The 16,283-nt window shown below is 67.3% G+C and carries 12 protein-coding genes; 2 read left to right on the forward strand and 10 right to left on the reverse strand.

Annotation, left to right across the window (positions count from 1 at the left end; genetic code table 11):
- Positions 1-39: 39 nt before the first annotated feature.
- Positions 40-2,661, forward strand: coding sequence for an EAL domain-containing protein (locus tag CXK94_RS09505; RefSeq protein ID WP_423835239.1), 2,622 nt, complete (start codon positions 40-42; stop codon positions 2,659-2,661).
- A gap of 32 nt (positions 2,662-2,693) precedes the next feature.
- On the opposite strand, the gene hemH is transcribed toward CXK94_RS09505, so the two are convergent.
- From hemH to CXK94_RS09525, 4 genes are all read right to left on the reverse strand, one after another.
- A complete protein-coding gene (hemH, locus tag CXK94_RS09510) occupies positions 2,694-3,719 on the reverse strand; it encodes a ferrochelatase (protein ID WP_102894143.1) in 1,026 nt (341 codons plus the stop codon).
- 114 nt (positions 3,720-3,833) lie between these two features.
- Positions 3,834-4,751, reverse strand: coding sequence for a TIGR01777 family oxidoreductase (locus tag CXK94_RS09515; RefSeq protein WP_102894144.1), 918 nt, complete (start codon positions 4,749-4,751; stop codon positions 3,834-3,836).
- Positions 4,752-4,874: 123 nt separating this feature from the next.
- Positions 4,875-6,290, reverse strand: a complete 1,416-nt coding sequence (locus CXK94_RS09520; RefSeq protein WP_146032308.1) for a coproporphyrinogen III oxidase — start codon at positions 6,288-6,290, stop codon at positions 4,875-4,877.
- A gap of 203 nt (positions 6,291-6,493) precedes the next feature.
- Positions 6,494-6,808, reverse strand: coding sequence for a c-type cytochrome (locus CXK94_RS09525; RefSeq protein ID WP_037039266.1), 315 nt, complete (start codon positions 6,806-6,808; stop codon positions 6,494-6,496).
- Between the two features lie 330 nt (positions 6,809-7,138).
- On the opposite strand from CXK94_RS09525, the gene CXK94_RS09530 reads away from it, so the two are divergent.
- Positions 7,139-7,897, forward strand: a complete 759-nt coding sequence (locus CXK94_RS09530; RefSeq protein WP_102894145.1) for an SIR2 family NAD-dependent protein deacylase — start codon at positions 7,139-7,141, stop codon at positions 7,895-7,897.
- A 45-nt stretch (positions 7,898-7,942) separates the two neighbouring features.
- Here the strand turns inward: CXK94_RS09530 and CXK94_RS09535 are convergent, their stop codons facing one another.
- The 6 genes from CXK94_RS09535 to CXK94_RS09560 form a co-directional block, all read right to left on the reverse strand.
- A complete protein-coding gene (locus CXK94_RS09535) occupies positions 7,943-9,895 on the reverse strand; it encodes a UvrD-helicase domain-containing protein (protein WP_102894146.1) in 1,953 nt (650 codons plus the stop codon).
- A 428-nt stretch (positions 9,896-10,323) separates the two neighbouring features.
- On the reverse strand, positions 10,324-12,285 hold the full coding sequence (locus tag CXK94_RS09540) for a PhoX family protein (protein WP_102894147.1): 1,962 nt from the start codon (positions 12,283-12,285) through the stop codon (positions 10,324-10,326).
- A gap of 11 nt (positions 12,286-12,296) precedes the next feature.
- The gene (locus tag CXK94_RS09545; RefSeq protein WP_102894148.1) at positions 12,297-13,085 is read right to left on the reverse strand and encodes an energy transducer TonB; all 789 of its coding nucleotides are present in this window, start codon (positions 13,083-13,085) and stop codon (positions 12,297-12,299) included.
- Positions 13,086-13,087: 2 nt separating this feature from the next.
- Positions 13,088-13,549 (reverse strand): protein TolR, encoded by a 462-nt coding sequence (tolR, locus tag CXK94_RS09550; protein ID WP_102894149.1) that lies wholly within the window; start codon positions 13,547-13,549, stop codon positions 13,088-13,090.
- Positions 13,550-13,560: 11 nt separating this feature from the next.
- Positions 13,561-14,274, reverse strand: coding sequence for a protein TolQ (gene tolQ / locus CXK94_RS09555; protein WP_102894150.1), 714 nt, complete (start codon positions 14,272-14,274; stop codon positions 13,561-13,563).
- A gap of 67 nt (positions 14,275-14,341) precedes the next feature.
- Entirely contained in the window at positions 14,342-16,258 is a 1,917-nt protein-coding gene (locus CXK94_RS09560; RefSeq protein ID WP_102894151.1) for a phytase, read from the reverse strand.
- Positions 16,259-16,283: the final 25 nt, after the last annotated feature.

The following is a 16,283-nucleotide window of genomic DNA, read 5'->3' on the forward strand; positions in this document are numbered from 1 at the left end:
AAGCTCTTGACTACCTACGCCCTTGCAGAAAACGCGGTCATGTTGCTCGCGTTGTGCTGGTTGCTGGCCTTCAATACCCGCGACTGGAACCAGAACCCGAAGCTCTCCGCAAAATTCCTCGCCGGCCTGTGGTTCGGTAGCGCCTGCATCTTCGGCATGGCCCTCCCCGGCGCCATCGAGGCCGGCATCGTGTTCGATGCCCGGACCGTGGTGCTGAGCATGGCCGGCTTGTTTGGCGGGCCCCTGGTTGCCGGCGTGGCCGGCACGATGGCCGCCGGCTATCGCCTCTGGCTGGGCGGCATCGGGGCGCTACCGGGGCTCATCAACATCCTGCTGGCAGTCCTGCTCGGCCTCGCCTACCGGCAAGCCTATCGCCGTGGCCTGCTGGGCTTCGGATTCTGGCAACTGTTCGGGTTCGGCCTGGTGCTGCATCTCGGCGTGCTGGCGGTACTCATGCTGTTGCCGCAATCGCTGGCATGGGAAACGATACGGGAAGTCGCCCTGCCGGTGCTGCTGGCATTGCCGCTGGCCACCGCTGCGCTCGGCCTGCTGCTCAATGACCTGCTCGAACGCAACCAGACCGAACAGGCGCTGAAATTCAGCGAGGCACGTCTGCGGGCCATCACTCAGGCCATCCCGGACCTGTTGCTGGTCATCGACGAGGACGGCCGCTACGAGGAAGTCATCTGCTCTCGGCACAGCCCGCTTTATGACGACGCCGCCCGACTGGTGGGCCGACACCTGCGCGACGTGATGCCGGCCATCGAGGAACAGCGCCTGCTCGCCTTCATCCAGCAGACGCTGCGCAACAACGCGCCCCAGCTGATCGAATATTCGAAGCAGACCCTGAACGGTCCGCGGGTCTTCGAAGGCCGCGCCCTGCCGCTGGAGATGTACGCCGGCAGCAAACGTGCCGTGGTCTGGCTCAGCCGCGATATCACCGAACGCGTCCAGTCCGAACTGGAACGGCGGATCGCCGCCATCGCCTTCGAATCGCAGCAGGGCATGCTGATCGCCGATGCCCAGAACCGCATCATCCGCGTCAACCGTGCCTTCAGCCAGATCAGTGGCTTCAGCGCCGAGGAAGCCGTGGGCCAGACAACCCGCCTGCTGGCCTCCGGCAAGCACGGCCCGGAGTTCTACCATGCGATGTGGGCCGACATCATGAACACCGGCGCCTGGGAGGGCGAGGTCTGGAACCGGCGCAAGAGCGGCGAAATCTACCCCGAGTGGCTGACGATCAGCACGGTCCGCAACGCCCAGGGCGAGATCAGCCATTACGTCGCCGCCTTCACCGACATTACCGAGCGCAAGGCCGCCGAAGAACATATCCATCAACTGGCGTTCTATGACCCGTTGACCGGGCTGCCCAACCGGCGCCTGCTACTCGACCGCCTGCAGCAGGCCATGGCCGCCAGCAAGCGCAGCGGCCAGATCGGCGCACTGATGTTCATCGATCTGGATAACTTCAAGAACATCAATGACCTGCACGGCCACCAGACCGGCGACCAGATGCTCTGCCTGACGGCCGAGCGGCTGAGCCACGAAGTTCGCGCCAGCGATACCGTGGCTCGCCTGGGTGGCGACGAATTCGTGGTAATGCTCGGCAGGCTCGGTGTCGATCCCGAGCACGCCGCCAGCCAGGCCGAACACGTCGGCATGAAGCTGCTCGCCTCGCTGGACAAGCCCTACCGCCTGGGCGAGCTGGGCCTGCACAGCAGCGCCAGCATCGGCGTGGTGCTGTTCGGCGAAGACGACAGCAGCCGCGAAGAGCTGATGAAGCGTGCCGACATGTCCATGTACGAGGCCAAGGTGTCGGGCAAGAACGCCCTGCGCTTCTTCGACCCGCACATGCAGCAGGCAGTGCAGGAACGGCTGCGCCTGGAGGAGCAGATTCGCGAAGGTCTCAGGGCCGGTGAGTTCGTACTGCATTTCCAGCCGCAGCTCGAACAGGCCGGAGGCGTGGTCGGAGCCGAGGCGCTGGTGCGCTGGCGGCATCCGCAGCGGGGCCTGCTGGCTCCGGCCGCCTTCATCAGCCAGGCGGAACGCGCCGGGCTGATCCAGGAACTGGATATCGTGGTGCTCAAGCAGGCCTGCGAGCAGCTTGCACGCTGGGCCAGGATGCCGCATTTCGCCGACCTGACCCTGGCCGTCAACCTCAGCGCCCACCTGCTCTACCAGGAGCATTTCGTCGCCCGCGTGCTCGAGCTGCTGGAACGCACCGGCGCCAACCCCACCCGGCTCAAGCTCGAACTGACCGAAACCCTGCTGCTGGACAACATGCCCGAAGCCATCGCCAGGATGAACCAGCTCAAGCAGCATGGCATTCGCTTCTCCATCGACGACTTCGGCACCGGCTATTCGTCGATGAGCTACTTGCAGCAGCTGCCGCTGGACCAGTTGAAGATCGACCAGGCCTTCGTGCGCGGCCTGCCGGACGATACCAGCAGCCTGACCATCGTTCGCGCCACCTGCGCACTGGCCGCCGGGCTCGGCCTGGAAGTCATTGCCGAAGGGGTCGAGCAGGAGTCACAACGCAGCCTGCTGCTCGCCAATGGCTGCCACCGTTTCCAGGGCTACCTGTTCGGCAAACCCCTGCCGGTGGAGGAATTCGAGCGCCTGGCCAACGAGTATGCGGAAGGGGAAGCAGTTCCCGGCTGACCCCGTGACGTGCCGAAAAAGACAGGTAGCCGTCAAAGCACCTGCGGTGCGCGGCTGCAGAGTTTGGCCAGCGCCTGCACCCATTCTTCGTGGCTATTCAGGCACGGCACCAGCAGCAGCTCCTCGCCGCCGGCAGCGACGAACTGCTCGCGTCCGCGATCACCGATTTCCTCGAGGGTCTCGATACAGTCGGAAACGAACGCCGGGCACATCACCAGCAGCTTCTTCACGCCCTGCCCGGCCAGTTCATCCAGCCGCGTTTCGGTGTAGGGCTCGATCCACTTCGCCCGCCCCAGGCGCGACTGGAATGAAACCGACCACTGATCGTCCCGCAGCCCGGCACGCGCCGCAAAGCCGGCAGCGCTGCGCAGGCATTGCGCGCGGTAGCAGCTGGCGAGCACCTCGCCCTCGGCCCGCTGGCAGCAATCGGCGCCTTTCAGGCAATGCGCGCCGGTCGGATCGCTCTTGTGCAGATGGCGCTCGGGCAGGCCGTGGAAACTCAGCAGCAGATGGTCGAAGTCCTGCTCCAGATACGGCCTGGCGCTGGCCACCAGCGCATCGAGGTATTCCGGCTGGTCGTAGAACGGTTGCAGGATCGACAGTTGCAGCGCCAGGCCGCGTTCGCGGATGACCCGCCGTGCTTCCTGGATGACGGTGGTGGCGGTGCTGTCGGCGAACTGCGGGTAGAGCGGTGCCAGGGTCACCTGGCTGATGCCTTGCCCGGCCAGCTTGACCAGCGCACCTTCGATGGAGGGTTCGCCGTAACGCATCGCCAGTTCCACCGGCCCCTGCGGCCAGTGCGGGAGCAGTGCATCCTGCAGGCGGCGGCTGAGCACGATCAGCGGCGAGCCTTCCGGCCACCAGATCGAGGCATAGGCATGTGCCGATTGCGCCGGGCGCTTGATCAGGATCAGCGAAACCAGCAGGCGCCGCAGCGGCCACGGCAGATCGACCACATAGGGGTCCATGAGGAACTGGTCGAGGTAGCGGCGTACATCGGCTACTTCGGTGGAGGCCGGCGAGCCCAGATTGACCAACAACAACGCCTGCTCTGTCATGCACGTTTCCTGACTACGGTTTGAAGGTGATGCCCGGCTCCAAGCGGCAGGCGCGGCTATTCTCACACAGGAAAGCACTTCCGGGCGCCGTTCCCGTTTCGCTCGCGACCGCGCCTACCCGTTGGGCTTGGCGGCCTGATCCAGCAGATCGGCCAGCGCCGCATCCAGATCGCCGAAACGAAAGCGAAAGCCCTCGTCCTGCAGGCGTGCCGGTTGCCCATGCTGGCCACCGAGCAGCAACCCGGCGAGCTCGCCGAGCGTCGCCTTCATGACTACGGCCGGCACCGGCAGCAGCAACGGACGATGCAGGCAATGCGCGAGGCTGCGGGCGAAATCGGCATTGCGTACCGGTGCGGGCGCGCAGGCATTGTAAGGGCCGCTGGCACCAGGGTGGTGCAGGAGAAAATCGATCAGGCCGATTTGATCTTCGATATGGACCCAGGACATCCATTGCCGGCCAGTGCCCAGGCGGCCGCCCAGACCGAGACGGAACAGCGGCAGCAGCCGCTGGAGGAAGCCGCCGTCGCGCGCCAGCACCAGCGCGGTACGCACCAGCACCACGCGCATCCCCAGGGCCGTCGCCTCGCTGGCGCGCTCCTCCCAGGCGTTGCACAGCTGGCTGGCGAAATCGCTGGTGACGACCGGGTCCGCCTCGGTCAGGCGGTGTTCGCCAGCATCGCCGTACCAGCCCATCGCCGAACCGGAAATCAGTAGCGCCGGCCTTTGCTCGCGCCGTGCGAACCACTCGAGCAAATGCTCGGTGAGCTTCACCCGGCTGTCCCACAGCAGCGTCTTGCGGGCCTTGGTCCAGGGGCGATCGGCGATCGGCGCACCGGCCAGGTTGATGACCGCATCCAGCGGCACCGTGGTGATCTGCTGCAGCTCGCCAACGCCTTGCACCTGCGGCCCGCATACCTGTGCGACCCGCTCCGGCGCCCGGCTCCAGACCCACAACCGGTGCCCTTCGGCGATCCAGCGACGGCACAGGGCACGACCGATCAGCCCGGTACCGCCAGTCAGCAATATGTTCATGGTGAACCTCGCGTCCTGTCGCTCTGCCCGATCATTCGAAAGCGCATGGAGGCCGCCCAATACCCTGCGAAGGTAAGGGGATCTCAACGGCCCCTATCAATCAGCATAGCGACAACCCGCCGTTCACCAATCCACTCCGTATGAATTCTGCGGTCCGCGCGCTCCACGACGCAGCGAATGGCCCCCGCCATCGAGCGCCGTACGCCTGCGGGGAACCCCGCGGCCGCTCGCAGCGTCTGCCACGGCGTCGGTTGGCAGGTTGAAGATGGCGCATATCGGCGCGAGCAGCAGGCAGCCACGCGGTAGGATCTCGAGCCGATCCTCCTCCAGCAGCACGAGGCCATCGCGGTGCAGTTGCTGCAGTGCCGGCCAGTGCTGGGCATAGCGCTGGCGCACGCCCACCCCGGTTCGGGCGGCGAGCGCGGCGAAGTCCAGCTGGAATTCGCACAGCAGACTGTCGAAGAGTGCCAGGCGGAGCCTGTCGATGCTCGCCGGACGCACACCGCGGTCGCTCGGCAGCAGGCCCCGGTCGAGCGCCTGCTGGTAGGCCCGGGCGTCAACCAGGTTGCGGGAAAACAGCTCCCCCACCCGGCTGATTGCGCCAACGCCCAGGCCGAGATGATCGCAGTCGCCGTGCGCCGTATAGCCCATGACACCGTGATTGAGCGTACCGGTCTCTTGGGCCATCGCCAGGTCGTCGTGCGGCAGCACGAACCTGCCCAGGCCGATATGGCGATAGCCCGCAGCGCCGAGTTGCTCGATGCCATGCCGATGCATGGCCAGGGTATCCGCGGGCGATGCCAGGCCGAGCCTGGCGTTTCCTTGCGCCGCCTGCAGCGAATCGCGGTAGTCGAACAGGCTCACCCGGTCGGGCGCCAGTTCGATGATCGCCGCCAGCTTGCGGGCGAACGTGGCCGGCGTCTGCCAGGCCCTGCCGTAGCCGAGGTCGACGTTCACCGAGCGGTAATGCAGCGTATGCGCCGCCTCGACGACCGCACGGATGCGCGTCGAGCTGCGAAACCATTCCACCGTCCCGCCCTCGTCCGCACCCAGGTCGGGAACGCTCACGCTCAGGTGGTCGAAGCCCAGCTCGTGCAGCGCACCGACCAGCGACCAGTCGGCGTGGGCCAGTTCGACCTCGGCGGTGAAACTGGCGACAGCGGGTTCGGCGAAGCGAAAGCGGGATTCGAGCAGGGCAACCAGGCTGCGCAACTCGGTGATGCCCAGGGCGCCGACATGCAACCACAATTGCTCGACCTGCTGCGCGGGCCCGACGTGGCAGCTGAGCTGTTCGATTTCTCGCTGCAGCTGCCGCAGGTAGGTCGTCAGGTCGTCGTGTTGCAGCGCGGCATTGGCGGGTAGATGAATGGCAATCGAAAGCGGGCGCTGGGCCTTGCGGCTCTCGCGTAATGCGCGCAGCAGGTCGAGGGGCGCGATCCGCTCGTTGAAATCGTCGGCCGCCGGATAGCCGCACTGCGGTTGTCGGACCTGTCCGTAGCGTTGTACCAGGCTGTCGTCCCAGATAACTGAGCCAAGCATAAGGAGCCTCCCGGCATCGATTATCGCTTCACGTTGGCATCATCCGGTTGCGCTGATGGACGGCGTTGACCCCCGTCAAGTACGGGACGAATGGAGCGCGGGAACAGCCGAACGGTTCTAAAACGAGGCTTGCGCTTGGGTTCGGGAAAGAAAAAACGGTCCCGTCCTGCCTACGCAAGCGGGACCGTTGCATGCCGCTGGCCTTACTTGTGGCTCAGCACCCACTCGGCGAGGATCTTCGCCTCTTCGTCGGTCACTGCGTTTGGCGGCATGGGGATCGGGCCCCAGACACCCTGGCTGCCATTCTTGATGTGCCCCGACAGCAGCTCCACCGCATCCGCCTGACCGGCGTACTTGGCCGCGACATCCTTGTAGGCCGGGCCGACAAGCTTGGTATCGATGGCATGGCAGGCCGCGCAGGCCTTGCTCTTGAAGAGCGACTCGCCATCTGCGGCCAGGGCCGGCTGCAAGGCCAGAAGCCCGCTACCCGCCAGCAATGCAATCACGATTTTTTTCATGCGAAGTTCCTTGAGGCGTTACGGCAGCCGCACAAGACATTCCTCAGAGCCCAGAGGAGCGCGGTTGCCATCGGCCTGATATGGTTTTAGAGCTCTGTATCCGGAGCGGAAGGCGACTGGCACCTGGGCAGTATCGTTCCAGCTTCCCTTCCAGCTCCATCCGGAAGCTCAGACATTGTCCGCGCGGCAATTGCTCGACTCCAATGAATAACATTGCTGCTTGGCAACAACTTTTTTGAATCGACCGGCATGCACGCCAACGCGGCCGTTCGGAAAGCGTGGCGTCACCCTGCTGCCGGTAGTCGCAACCCTGCTTAGAGGACCCCGACCGTGCTCCCATCCCCGCTGCTTACCGCCCTGCGCTCGGCACGCCATCTGGTGGTTTTCACCGGAGCCGGGGTTTCCGCCGAAAGCGGCATCCCGACCTTCCGTGATGCGCTGAGTGGCCTCTGGCAACGCTTCGACCCCGCTGCGCTGGCCACGCCGCAAGCCTTCCGCCGGGACCCGGCGCTGGTCTGGGGCTGGTACGAATGGCGCCGCATGAAAGTGCTGCAAGCGCAGCCGAACCCGGCACACCGGGCCATCGCCGAACTGGCCCGGCACGTTCCCGAATTCACCCTGATCACGCAGAACGTCGATGACCTGCACGAGCGCGCCGGCAGCGACGCAGCGATCCATCTGCACGGCAGCCTGCATCAGCCGCGCTGCTTCGCCTGTGCCCGTTCACCCGCCGCACCGCTCGCACCCGCGGACGAGCCCGAAGACGGTCGCCGCCTGGAACCACCGCGCTGCACGCATTGCGGCGGGCGCCTGCGACCCGGCGTGGTGTGGTTCGGCGAAAGCCTGCCGGCCGCGGCGCTGAACGCCGCGTTCGACGCCGCCCGGCGATGCGACCTGCTGATCTCGGTGGGTACCTCGGGCGTGGTCTATCCGGCGGCGGAGGTCCCGCGAGTCGCCCTGGATGCGGGGGCCGTGGTGCTGCACGTCAACCCGCAGGCGGTCGCGCAACCGGGGGAACGGGAGTTCGTCCTGCGCGGCCCGGCCGGCGAAGAACTGCCGGAGCTGCTGCGCCAGGCCTTCGGAGCGTAGGTTGGCGCTGAGCGCAGCGAAGCCCGACAGGCACGTGGAGCGGCGTCAACCGCGCGCCGCCAGCACTCGTGCCGCGCCCTGGGGCTTGCGGCTGTACCACAGCACCCGGCTGACGCCACGGGTGATCGCCACATAGGCCAGGCGCAGGCTCTCGTCGGCCATCGCCTGGTCGTAGCTGTTGCGGAAGAATCCCGAATAGGCATACAGCGCATTGCGCAGCGGATGCGGCTCCGGCGGCAGGATATCGTCGACGATGATCGCCACTTCCGCCTGCAAGCCCTTGGCGCGGTGGATGGTATAGGCCTTGACCGGCAACTTGCGCTCCAGCTGCGCCTGGATCATGCGCAGCGGCTCGTTGCGCCGGCTGAGCAGCAGCACCGCGGTCCGCTCGCGACTGCCGCGCTGGGCCGCCTGTGCGCATTGCGCGCGGATCGCGTCGGCCAGTTCCGGCAGGCGGTTTTGCAGGTCGAAGCCAGTCACCAGCTTCACCCCGTGGTCGCCCGGCTGCATCGGCCGGCAGGCCCGGCTGGTCTTGGCCTGCTTGAAGGCGACGCCGGCCAGCACCGCCTCGCCGTCGCGGATCACCGGCTCGATGGAGCGGTAATTGGCCTCCAGCATCAGCACCGCGCTGTTCTTCGCCGAGCCCTTGCGCGGGAAGTAGCGGTCGAAGTCCATGAACAGCTCCGGCGAACTGCCGCGCCAGCCGTAGATCGACTGCCAGTCGTCGCCGATGGCCATCAGGCTCGGCGCAGTGCCCTGGCGCGCCAGCTGTCGGTGCAGCGCCTGCAGCCACTGGACGATCTGCGGGGAGATGTCCTGGAACTCGTCGATCAGCAGATGGCTGAACGGCAGCAGGCTCTCCCTGGCGATACCCTGCGCGCCGTCGGCCAGGCGCTTGCCGAGCTGCTGGAAGGCGCCATTGAAAGTGACCAGGCCCTGCGCGCGCAGATCGTCCTCGAAGCAGCGCTGGAACAGGACCAGCGCCTCGACGAACTGTCGCTCCCGCGCCGAACACTGCAGCGCCGCGGGCTCGATCCGGTCGATGCGGATGCCGATGCTCTCGACGAAGCCGGCCTGGACATGAAAGGCCTCGTAGAGCGGCAACGCGTTCAGTTCGCCGGCCAGCCTGAAGCCATCCAGCGGCGCTTTCACGGCACCGCGCCGGCCCTTCGGTTCGTCGGCCGGCGACGGCAATCCCAGCAGCTCGTGCACCAGCCGGCGAAAATCCGCCTGCTCGGCATAGCAGCGCTGGTAAGCCTGCTTGAGCAGGCGCTGCTGGGCGGGACGCAGGCGCGTGGCGGCCAGCGCATTGTCCGGTTCGTCGTCCGTGGCGGTCTTGTCGGCCAGTTGCTCGAACCAGACCGGCTTGCCCAGTACGTCTCGGGCCAGCATGGCCATGGCGGAATGAAAGGTGCGCACGCATTGGCGCGCCTGCGCCGTGTCGAACGGGTAGTTCCAGAAGGCCAGTACCGCGATCAGCTGTTCGCGCAGTTGCGCGCAGGAGGCATTGGTGAAGGAAATCACCGTCAGCCGCCCGGGCTCGATGCCCAGGTGGCAGAGCATGAACACCACGCGCAGCAGCAAGGTGGTCGACTTGCCCGATCCCGCGCCGGCGAAGACCCGCGTCACCGGACTGCGGCCGAGGATCATTGCCCACTGCTCTTGCGATGGGGGATTGACGACCCCGGCCGTCACCGCCCGCGCGACCTGCGCGCGCATGGCCTGGACCTGCGCCTCGTCGATCGGCAGCTGCGCCGCCGCGTAGATACCCTCGGCGGCGGGTTTGCGCGGCTTGGCGGCAGGCTTGCGCGCCGGCTTCTTCGCCTTCGCCTTGCCCTTCGCCTTGGCTGTTCGACCCCCCACTTGCTGCGGTCGCGCATCGGGCCAGCGGCGGAACACCCGCTCGTCCTCGTCACGCAGATAGGCCGTGGTACGGGGAAAACAACGCGCCAGCGCTCCGGTGACGAGGGATTTGTAGCGCTTGACGGCAGAGAGCATGCAACGACCCAGGGCTTCAGGTATGTCGTTGATATGGTAAATGTTTTTCCCAGGGCGCTGGTGGCGGTACGAGGAACGGTGCCGAGGTTGTGGCACAAGGGCATGACGCGGTGGCTTTCTTTTGTCGGAGGCCCTGGCAAGCTTTGGGCAGGCCTATGGCCTGCTATCGCCGCGAGGGCGCGCCACAGGGTTTGTGTGGTACCTGCTGCTTTGGTGGGAGGCCCGCCCCCGGGGCGACGCTTTTGAGCTTCGGGCAGGCCTGCGGCCTGCATCGCCGCGAGGGCGCGCCTCCCGCAGGGTTCGGTGTGCACCGGCTGCTTTTGTGGAAGGCGGCCGACGGGCTTGCGGCATTCACCACGTCCCTATGGATTGTCCGACCTCGGGGCGATGCGCTGTAAGCTTCAAGCGCCAGGCTTTGGGCAACGACATCAGGTACCGATCACCCCGCCATCGTCCTTGGTGATCAACAGCGTGGACGAGCGCGGGCGGGTCTTGCCGTCGCTGGCGGGGAAGCTCAGTTCCGGGTGCTGCACGTTGATCCACATGGCGCGGTAGTCCGGACTCCAGGTGATGCCGGTGATCTCGCAGCCACGCGGGCCGACCAGGAAGCGGCGCACCTCGCGAGTGACGGGATCGGCGCAGAGCAACTGGTTGGTGCCCATCGCCTGCATCACCGGTTCGTCGTCGCCATAGTCGGTCTCGATCCACAGCCGCCCTTCGCCATCGAAGGCCAGGCCGTCCGGCGAGGAAAAACGGTCGCCCTCGATGGTACCGATCAGGTTCGCCGCCAGCGGCCGGCCGGCGGCGTCGCGCACGCCCTGCGGCTCGCCGGCGAGCAGGAAGATGTCCCACTGGAAGCGCGTGGCCGTGGGGTCGCCGCCCTCTTCCCGCCAGCGCACGATCTGCCCGTGCAGGTTGTGCGGGCGCGGATTGGCCTTGTCCAGCGGCTGCCTGCCGCCGCGCTCGTCGTTGTTGGTCAAGGTGACGTAGACCTCGCGGCTGTGCGGATGCACCGCGACCCATTCGGGGCGATCCATCGGCGTCGCACCGGCGCGGTCCGCCGCGACGCGGGCATTGAGCAGCACCTCGGCCTGGCCGGGGAAACCGTTCTCGGCGGTCAGGCCGTTGCGCCCGTGCTCCAGCGCCAGCCACTCGCCGCTGCCATCGGCGTCGAAACGCGCAACGTAGAGCGTGCCACTGTCGAGCAGGCGGCGATTGGACTGGTCCGCACCGGGCACGTAGCGGCCGGCGGGCACGAACTTGTAGACGTACTCGCCCTTGGTGTCGTCGCCGGAATAGAAGGCCATGCGCCCGTCCTCACCCAGCGACAGCACCGAGCATTCGCGGCAGTAGCGGCCGAACGCGGTGCGCTTGACCGGCGTGCTCGCCGGGTCGAAGGGATCGATTTCCACCACCCAGCCGAAACGGTGCGGCTCGTGCACGTGGCCGCCATGCGGCTGCCGCGGGTCCGGCGTGGCGTCGAAGCGCGGGTCGGCGGTCTCCCAGCCGTAGTTCTTGCTCAGGCCGCTGCCGGCGATGCCGTAGCGATTGTGAGAGGCGCGCGCGGTCAGGTCGTCGGGATCGTGGTTGACGAAGTAGTTGTGCCAGTTCTCCTCGCAGGCGAGGTAGGTGCCCCAGGGCGTGAAGCCGCTGGAGCAGTTGTTCAGCGTGCCGAGCACCTCGCGGCCGCTGGGGTCGGTGACGGTCTTCATCAGCGCATGGCCGGCCAGCGGCCCGGCCAGCGCCATCGGCGTCAGGGTCGAGATGCGCCGGTTGTAACGCGACGGCAGCACGCGCTGCCAGCGGCCCTGCACGTCCTTGCGGACCTCGATGACGCTCACGCCATGGGCCGCCTGCTCCTTGCGCACCTCGGCCAGCGGCCGCTTGCCGTCGACCAGGTTCATGCCGTGCGGATGCAGCGGCGGGTTGACGTATTCGTGGTTGATGACCAGCAGGCCATGGTCATCGGGCGCGTCCGGGAACGGGAAGAAATGCATGCCGTCGTGGTTGTCGCCGGCCTGCATCAGCTGCGCCTGCCAGTCGTCGCTGGCGTCCGCCTTCCAGGCCGGCGCATCGGCCAGCACCGGGTCGCCCCAGGAGAAGAACACCCGCGCGCTGTAGCCGGGCGCGACCTGCACGCTGTCGAACGCCGGGTCGAGCTGCGGCGGAATCGCCTCGAAGCCGAGCAGCGATTTACGCTGGGCCACGGCCTTGCAGGCCGACAGCCCGCCGCCGAGGAATGCCAGCCCGGCCAGGCCCAGGCTGCCCTTGAGCAGGCCGCGGCGGCGCGGGTCGATCAGTTCCCGCAGGGGGGCGTTGCCACTGGGGTTGATCGCCCGGTCGTCGTGGGCCGCGAGGCGGGCGTGAAAGTCGTTGAAATCCTGTTTCATGTGGGGCTCGTTCACTCGATACGGTAGTGGAAGGTGTTGCGCACGTCGGGTACCGCCACGGCGCGCCCGTCGACGATGCGCGGCTGGTAGCGGAAGGTCTTCGCGGCGGCCAGCGAGGGCCGGATGAACAGCGGATGGCAGTCGCCCACCACCTTCGGCGATTCGACGCGCCCCTGCCGATCGACCCTGTAGCTCACCGTGCACTCGCCCTGCAGGCCCATGTCCAGCGCCCGCTGCGGGTAGCTCGGCGGCTGCTTGGCGATCGGCAGGTACTGTCGGCTCGCCGCTTCGGCCGCCAGCCGGGCCCGCTCGGCCGCCTCGGCTTCGAGACGTGCGCGCTCGGCCTGCTGCCGCGCTTCGCGGACCTGTCGTTGCCGTTCACGCTCGGCTTCCTGGCGCTGGCGTTCCTCGCGCTGGCGTTGCTGCTCGCGCCGTCGCTGCTCGCTGCGCGCCTGCTCGGCACGCGCGAGGGCCAGCTCGGCCTGTTCCAGCCGGTGCTGTTCGATCCGTGGGTCGGGTGCGGGCTCTGCCGGTCGAACCTGCGCTGGCGCAGGCTCGACCGGCGATTCAGCCAGCGGCTCGACCACGGGTTCGGCCGGTGGCTGCGGCAGGCTGACCAGCTGGGTCGCGAGCACCTGGCTGGCGGCGGGCACCTTCAGTTCCGGCGTCCAGCCATGCAGCAGCAGGGCGAATAGGCCGGCATGCAGCCCCACGGCGAGCAGCGCGGCGGCGAGATCACCCGGCCAGCGGCGCTCGACGGCGCCGGCGTTGCGAACGGCATCCAGGGTCAGGCTGGCCATGTTCAAGGCCGCCCCACAGCAGTCGGCGCCTCGGTGATCAGCCCCAGGTTGACCACCCCGCCGCGCTGCAGCTCGGCGATACCGGCGACCACGCGGCCGTAGTCCGCCGCCTCGTCGGCACGGATATAGACCTGGGTGTCGCCCCGCGCGGCAATGACCGCGCCGACCTTGGCCTGCAGCTCGGCCAGGTCGACGGCGCTGTCGGTCTGGTTCTCGACGTCCAGCTCGCTGCCGAGGTTCCAGTAGAAGCCGCCGTCGGCCTTCACCGAAAGCGTCAGGATCTGCCGCTCGTTCTCCACCGGCAGCGCCTCGGCCGCCACCTTCGGCAGCTCGATCTTGACGCCCTGCACCAGCATCGGCGCGGTGACCATGAAGATCACCAGCAGCACCAGCATCACGTCGATATAGGGCACCACGTTCATTTCCGCCTTGGGCCCGTGTTTGCGCTGTGGCCTGACTAGCATCGCTGACCTCCTCAGGCGGCTGCGGCGACGCTGGGCGAAGCCGCGTGCAGGCGCCGGTGCAGGCGCGCCTGCAGCTCGTTGCCGAAGGCGTAGTAACGGCCGACCAGCGTCTGCCCGCGTGCGGCGAAGCGGTTGTAGGCCATCACCGCGGGAATCGCCGCGAACAGGCCGATGGCCGTGGCGATCAGCGCTTCGGCGATACCCGGGGCGACGGTGGAAAGCGTGGCCTGCTGTACCTGCGAAAGGCCGAGGAAGGAGTTCATGATCCCCCACACGGTGCCGAACAGGCCAATGTAGGGGCTCACCGAACCCACCGTGGCGAGGAACTGCAGGCCCTTCTCCAGGCGTTCCTCCTGCTCGGCAATGGCGACGTACAGGCTGCGCTCCACGCCCTCGGCGACCGCATCCGGGGCGATGCCCGCTTCACGCTGGAGTTGGGCGAACTCGCCGTAACCGGCGAGGAAGATGCGCTGCAACGCGGCCTCCTCGGGCAGCGGCTGCTGCTGCCCTTCGCGGTAGAGCTGGACGAGATCGCCGCCCTGGCGAAAGCGCTGCTGGAAGCTGCGCAGCAGGCGTTCGCTGCGGTGCAGCGCGGCGCTGCGACGGATGATCAGGTACCAGCTGGAGACCGAAGCCAGCACCAGGATCACCATCACCGCCTGCACCACCAGGCTGGCCTCGCTGATCAGGCCCCAGACGGACATGTGCTCGAGAGTCGTTTGCATGAATCGTTTCCTCCTGCCCGCATGGGCAGCTGCTATTGGATGGCGGGTCGGTTACCGGGCGATGACATCAATCCAGACCCAGCGCATCGGCGATGGCTGACCAGGGCAGGTATTTGTAGTTCTGCGTGCCTTCGGGCATGCGCTTGCGGCCGTCCTGCACCACCAGCATGCCGCGGCTCCAGATGCCGCCGAGGTTCGCCGAGGTGACCTCCAGCCCGTCGGTTTCCGAAGCGCCGTCGATACCGCGCTCGGCATTCAGGCCGATGCGGAACGCGCCGCGCACGGCATACGGCGCCTGGGTATCAAGCACCACGTAGCTGTCGTTGCCCTGGCTGGAGATCACCAGGTAATCGCCACTCTCGCCGTGGTAGAGCGCCAGGCCTTCGATGTCGTCGTACACCGGCCCGCCGACGCCGATCACCTTCTGGGGCGCTGCCGGCACCTCGGCACGGGCATCGACCACCCAGACCGCGACATCCTCTTCACCGACGAACAGCCGCTCGCCACGGTCATCGGCGACGCAGCCCTCGGGCTGGCTGTCCAGCTTGAAACGCCGCACCAGTTCACCGTGCGGCTGGCCGGACTGGCCATCGAGGCGGTACTGGACGAAGGTGCCGTCCTTGTCGTTGGCGATCGCGTAGGTGACACCTTGGCGGTTCTGGAACATGCACAGGCCGTAGATATCGCTCAGCGGCGTGGCGATCTGGCCGATATCGCGGAGCACCCCGCTTGCGCGGTCGATGGCGAACAGGTGCAGGCTGTTGTGGTCTCGGTTGCTGGCCACGGCCAGGTCCACGCGCTTGCTGCCGAGGCGGAAGCCGCTGCGCACATCGACGTTGTTCAGCCGGCCGACGGTCAGGCTTTGCAGCTGGCGACCCTCCAGGTCGTACACCACCAGCCCGCCCTTCTTGTCGGTACCGAGCACGCGACTCTGCGCAGGATCGCGCGGATGGACCCAGATCGCCGGGTCATCGGCGGCGTCACCCAGACTGGGCACCGGACCGGTCTCCACCGCTGCCGCCAGACTGATGATGGGTTCGGCATGCGGCAGTGCCTGTGGCTGCCACGCCAACTGGGCGCGATGCAGGCCCTGCTCGTCCGCCAGCAGCAGTTCGACTCCTTCGGAGGTGCGACGCGCGCTGATGCGTTCCGGCTCATCGAGGCCTTCCAGCGGCAGCACGCCGTCCGCCTGCCAACCCGATTCGCTCTGGCGATAGAGGTGTAGCGCCGGCGCTTCGGCATCCAGGGCCAACAGACCACCCGGCACCAACGCCATGCCAGCCGCCACCTTTGTCAGCGCGCCGAACGGCTTGACCAGATCGACCGGCTCACGCTGCAGCGGCGCCTCGGCATCCGCCGGGTAGCGCCAGAAGCCGACGTTCTCCTCGTTGACGTAGAGCTGCCCGGCCATGTCATCGGTCTGGCAGAAGGTGCTCTGCGGCGGCAGGCTGAGCCCGCGCACGCGCCGTGCTTCACCGAGCAGGCGGCCCTGGCTGCCCACCAGCCATTGCTCGCCGACACCTTCCTCGCCGAGCAGGAATACGAAGTCGTTGCGCGCGCTGTCGCGATACAGGCACAGCCCCTCGATGGCGAACGTAGTGCGCGGCAGATACAGCGGCTGGCTCCAGGTCCGGTTGTCATCCAGGCCGATCAGCATCGCCTGCTGGCGCTTGCGCTCCACGGTGGCCAGCAGCAGGCCCCGACGCTCGAGGCGATGGTCGAGGCCCTCGAACCGCCCGCTGTGCTGGGCCAGTGTGTTGCCTGCCTTGTCCAGCAGGCGCAGGCCCTGCTTGTCCAGCTGGACGCGCTCGGCATCCGCCCAGGGGCCATTGCCGGCCAGCAGCTGCGCGTATTCGAGGCCGGTCTGCGCCGGCGTGGTGATGCTCAGCTGCGTGCTCTGTGGCGCCTCGTCCTGCCCGGCGGACTGGCAGGCGGCCAGGGTGATGCACAGGCCGAGCAGCAGGGTTTTGGGTAATGCGTTCATGCGATATCCATTCAGGTGCCGCAGG

This window comes from Stutzerimonas stutzeri, from assembly GCF_002890915.1.
GTDB classification, from domain to species: Bacteria; Pseudomonadota; Gammaproteobacteria; order Pseudomonadales; family Pseudomonadaceae; genus Stutzerimonas; species Stutzerimonas stutzeri_AF.